The organism is Micromonospora sp. LOL_013, assembly GCF_048060315.1.
GTDB lineage: Bacteria > Actinomycetota > Actinomycetes > Mycobacteriales > Micromonosporaceae > Micromonospora_E.
In genome coordinates this window covers 1-5,349 of sequence record NZ_JBHMIQ010000076.1, presented here as the reverse complement: position 1 = coordinate 5,349, position 5,349 = coordinate 1, and the positions used below count along the sequence as shown (strand labels likewise).

The 5,349-nt window shown below is 57.3% G+C and carries 3 rRNA genes; all 3 read right to left on the bottom strand.

Annotated elements, in window-relative coordinates:
* Positions 1 to 8 precede the first annotated feature (8 nt).
* Positions 9 to 125 (bottom strand): 5S ribosomal RNA (gene rrf, locus ACFHWS_RS28235).
* Positions 126 to 195: 70 nt separating this feature from the next.
* Positions 196 to 3,302: ribosomal RNA gene (locus tag ACFHWS_RS28230) — 23S ribosomal RNA — on the bottom strand.
* A gap of 357 nt (positions 3,303 to 3,659) precedes the next feature.
* Positions 3,660 to 5,176: ribosomal RNA gene (locus ACFHWS_RS28225) — 16S ribosomal RNA — on the bottom strand.
* The 16S, 23S and 5S rRNA genes sit together here, the layout of an rRNA operon.
* Positions 5,177 to 5,349 lie beyond the last annotated feature (173 nt).

Sequence of the window (5,349 nt, the reverse complement as noted above, 5' to 3'; positions counted from 1 at the left end):
GTAAAGATGTCCGGCGGTGACCTACTCTCCCACACCCTCACGAGTGCAGTACCATCGGCGCTGGAGAGCTTAGCTACCGGGTTCGGAATGTAACCGGGCGTTTCCCCTCCGCCATAACCGCCGTAACCCTAACAACAAACCAAACACACACGGTGCCCGTTTGCCCAGAATCACACAGTGGACGCGTACATCTTCGAAGTCAAGTCCTCGGCCTATTAGTACCGGTCAACTGAACCAGTTACCTGGCTTACATCTCCGGCCTATCAACCCAGTCATCTACTGGGAGCCTTACCCCACCAAAGTGGGTGGGACACCTCATCTTGAAGCGAGCTTCCCGCTTAGATGCTTTCAGCGGTTATCCCTTCCGAACGTAGCCAACCAGCCGTGCCCCTGGCGGGACAACTGGCACACCAGAGGTTCGTCCGTCCCGGTCCTCTCGTACTAGGGACAGCCCTTCTCAAGTATCCTACGCGCGCGGCGGATAGGGACCGAACTGTCTCACGACGTTCTAAACCCAGCTCGCGTACCGCTTTAATGGGCGAACAGCCCAACCCTTGGGACCTGCTACAGCCCCAGGATGCGACGAGCCGACATCGAGGTGCCAAACCATCCCGTCGATATGGACTCTTGGGGAAGATCAGCCTGTTATCCCCGGGGTACCTTTTATCCGTTGAGCGACACCGCTTCCACACGCAAGTGCCGGATCACTAGTCCCGACTTTCGTCCCTGCTCGACCTGTCAGTCTCACAGTCAAGCTCCCTTGTGCACTTACACTCAACACCTGATTGCCAACCAGGATGAGGGAACCTTTGGGCGCCTCCGTTACCCTTTAGGAGGCAACCGCCCCAGTTAAACTACCCACCAGACACTGTCCCTGAACCGGATCACGGTCCGAAGTTAGAAACCCAAATCAACCAGAGTGGTATTTCAACAACGACTCCACCGATACTGGCGTACCAGCTTCACAGTCTCCCACCTATCCTACACAAGCTAATTCGAGTACCAATGTCAAGCTATAGTAAAGGTCCCGGGGTCTTTCCGTCCTGCCGCGCGTAACGAGCATCTTTACTCGTAATGCAATTTCGCCGGGCCTGTGGTTGAGACAGTAGGAAAGTCGTTACGCCATTCGTGCAGGTCGGAACTTACCCGACAAGGAATTTCGCTACCTTAGGATGGTTATAGTTACCACCGCCGTTTACTGGCGCTTAAGTTCTCAGCTTCGCCCCGAAGAGCTAACCGGTCCCCTTAACGTTCCAGCACCGGGCAGGCGTCAGTCCATATACATCGAATTACTTCTTCGCATGGACCTGTGTTTTTAGTAAACAGTCGCTTTCCCCTGGTCTCTGCGGCCATACAACGCTCCACCCGAAAAGGGCTTCACGTCTCCGGCCCCCCTTCTCCCTAAGTTACGGGGGCAATTTGCCGAGTTCCTTAACCACAGTTCGCCCGATCGCCTCGGTATTCTCTACCTGACCACCTGTGTCGGTTTAGGGTACGGGCCGCTAGAAGCTCGCTAGAGGCTTTTCTCGGCAGCATAGGATCACTGACTTCACCTGAATCGGCTCGGCATCACGTCTCAGCCTCACACACCACGGATTTACCTATGATGCAGCCTACACGCTTACCCCGGCACAACCACCGGCCGGGATCAGCTACCTTCCTGCGTCACCCCATCGCTTGACTACTACCCGCCAGGTTCCCGCGCTCCCTCAGATCAGTCCGAAAACCTCACCAAGTTCGGGCAGTTAGCACAACGAGGTTCATCATGGGCGCTCCTTCGCGGGTACGGGAATATCAACCCGTTGTCCATCGACTACGCCTCTCGGCCTCGCCTTAGGTCCCGACTCACCCAGGGCGGATTAGCCTGGCCCTGGAACCCTTGGTCATCCGGCGGAAGGGTTTCTCACCCTTCTTTCGCTACTCATGCCTGCATTCTCACTCGTGCCGCGTCCACAGCTGGGTCACCCCGCTGCTTCACCCCCGGCACGACGCTCCCCTACCCATCCACACACCTGCACCAACCCCAAAAAGGATCAGCGAAGTACACGCGTGAATGCCACAGCTTCGGCGGTGTGCTTGAGCCCCGCTACATTGTCGGCGCGGAACCACTTGACCAGTGAGCTATTACGCACTCTTTAAAGGGTGGCTGCTTCTAAGCCAACCTCCTGGTTGTCTAAGCGACCCCACATCCTTTTCCACTTAGCACACGCTTAGGGGCCTTAGCTGGTGATCTGGGCTGTTTCCCTCTCGACTACGAAGCTTATCCCCCGCAGTCTCACTGCCGCGCTCTCACTTACCGGCATTCGGAGTTTAGCTGATTTCGGTAAGCTTGTAGGCCCCCTAGACCATCCAGTGCTCTACCTCCGGCAAGAAACACGCGACGCTGCACCTAAATGCATTTCGGGGAGAACCAGCTATCACGGAGTTTGATTGGCCTTTCACCCCTAACCACAGGTCATCCCCCAACTTTTCAACGTTGGTGGGTTCGGCCCTCCACGCGGTCTTACCCGCGCTTCAGCCTGCCCATGGCTAGATCACTCCGCTTCGGGTCTAGAACATGCGACTCAAACGCCCTCTTCAGACTCGCTTTCGCTACGGCTACCCCACACGGGTTAACCTCGCCACATGCCACTAACTCGCAGGCTCATTCTTCAAAAGGCACGCCGTCACCCCTAAAGGCTCCGACGGATTGTAGGCGAACGGTTTCAGGTACTATTTCACTCCCCTCCCGGGGTACTTTTCACCATTCCCTCACGGTACTCGTCCGCTATCGGTCACTAGGAAGTATTTAGGCTTACCAGGTGGTCCTGGCAGATTCACGGCAGATTTCAGGAGTCCGCCGCTACTCGGGAACATCCACAGAAGACCAGAAGTTTTCACCTACCGGACTATCACCGTCTACGGCTGGCTTTTCCACACCATTCAGCTAACAACTGGCTTTATCACTTCTCGACCGAATGTCAGTCCGATCAGCAGAGTCCCACAACCCCGACCACGCAACCCCTGACAGGTATCACACGCAGCCGGTTTAGCCTCATCCGCTTTCGCTCGCCACTACTCACGGAATCACTATTGTTTTCTCTTCCTGCGGGTACTGAGATGTTTCACTTCCCCGCGTTCCCTCCACACACCCTATGAGTTCAGGTGCAGGTGACACCACATGACTGATGCCAGGTTTCCCCATTCGGACACCCTGGGATCACAGCTCGGTTGACAGCTCCCCCAGGCCTATCGCGGCCTCCCACGTCCTTCATCGGCTCCTAGTGCCAAGGCATCCACCGTTCGCCCTTGACAACTTGACCACAAAGATGCTCGCGTCCACTGTGTAATTCTCAACAAACGACCAACCCGCAACCCCCAGCCCCACACCAGCACCACCACACACGATGGCCGGTATGCAAGACCAGGCCGCGCCTGGCATCCAGAGACAACAACCCACCACGTGGCCTGTTCCCTCAGGACCCAACAGGATGCCCACCATCCGCACCAGCCGCACCAACACCACCCTCCACACCCCCACCCGAAAGCAGAAGCAGTACTAGCAGCATCAGCCGTTGCCAACACGAACTCACCAGTGTCTCCGCCAAATGAGCACCCCCACCCCACACTCGGAGGCGGCAGGCTCCCTACCCGACCTTCGCCGGGAGAGCGCTCCTTAGAAAGGAGGTGATCCAGCCGCACCTTCCGGTACGGCTACCTTGTTACGACTTCGTCCCAATCGCCAGCCCCACCTTCGACAGCTCCCTCCCACAAGGGGTTGGGCCACCGGCTTCGGGTGTTGCCGACTTTCGTGACGTGACGGGCGGTGTGTACAAGGCCCGGGAACGTATTCACCGCAGCGTTGCTGATCTGCGATTACTAGCGACTCCGACTTCACGGGGTCGAGTTGCAGACCCCGATCCGAACTGAGACCGGCTTTTTGGGATTCGCTCCACCTCACGGTATCGCAGCCCATTGTACCGGCCATTGTAGCATGCGTGAAGCCCTGGACATAAGGGGCATGATGACTTGACGTCATCCCCACCTTCCTCCGAGTTGACCCCGGCAGTCTTCGATGAGTCCCCGCCATAACGCGCTGGCAACATCGAACAAGGGTTGCGCTCGTTGCGGGACTTAACCCAACATCTCACGACACGAGCTGACGACAGCCATGCACCACCTGTGACCGCCCCCGAAGGACCCCACATCTCTGCAGGTTTTGCGGCCATGTCAAACCCAGGTAAGGTTCTTCGCGTTGCATCGAATTAATCCGCATGCTCCGCCGCTTGTGCGGGCCCCCGTCAATTCCTTTGAGTTTTAGCCTTGCGGCCGTACTCCCCAGGCGGGGCGCTTAATGCGTTAGCTGCGGCACAGAGAACCGGAGAGGCCCCCCACACCTAGCGCCCAACGTTTACAGCGTGGACTACCAGGGTATCTAATCCTGTTCGCTCCCCACGCTTTCGCTCCTCAGCGTCAGTATCGGCCCAGAGACCCGCCTTCGCCACCGGTGTTCCTCCTGATATCTGCGCATTTCACCGCTACACCAGGAATTCCAGTCTCCCCTACCGAACTCTAGCCTGCCCGTATCGACTGCAAGCCCACAGTTGAGCTGTGGGTTTTCACAGTCGACGCGACAAGCCGCCTACGAGCTCTTTACGCCCAATAAATCCGGACAACGCTCGCGCCCTACGTCTTACCGCGGCTGCTGGCACGTAGTTGGCCGGCGCTTCTTCTGCAGGTACCGTCACTTACGCTTCGTCCCTGCTGAAAGAGGTTTACAACCCGAAGGCCGTCATCCCTCACGCGGCGTCGCTGCATCAGGCTTCCGCCCATTGTGCAATATTCCCCACTGCTGCCTCCCGTAGGAGTCTGGGCCGTGTCTCAGTCCCAGTGTGGCCGGTCGCCCTCTCAGGCCGGCTACCCGTCGTCGCCTTGGTAGGCCATCACCCCACCAACAAGCTGATAGGCCGCGAGCCCATCCCAAGCCGAAAAACTTTCCACACACCACCATGCGGCAGCATGTAATATCCGGTATTAGCCCCGGTTTCCCGGGGTTATCCCAAAGCCTGGGGCAGGTTGCTCACGTGTTACTCACCCGTTCGCCGCTCGAGTACCCCGAAGGGCCTTTCCGCTCGACTTGCATGTGTTAAGCACGCCGCCAGCGTTCGTCCTGAGCCAGGATCAAACTCTCCAACAAAAACTTGTGAAGAAATCAAACCCGGCATATAAAATGCCAAGGAATCACCAACCAGAAAACCACCACAAACGCGGCAGTCAACCAGCCGGGAACCAAACAAACTTTGGCACTGGCTTATCAAGCACCCTGTTGAGTTCTCAAAGAACAAACACACACCAGCAGAACCACCCACA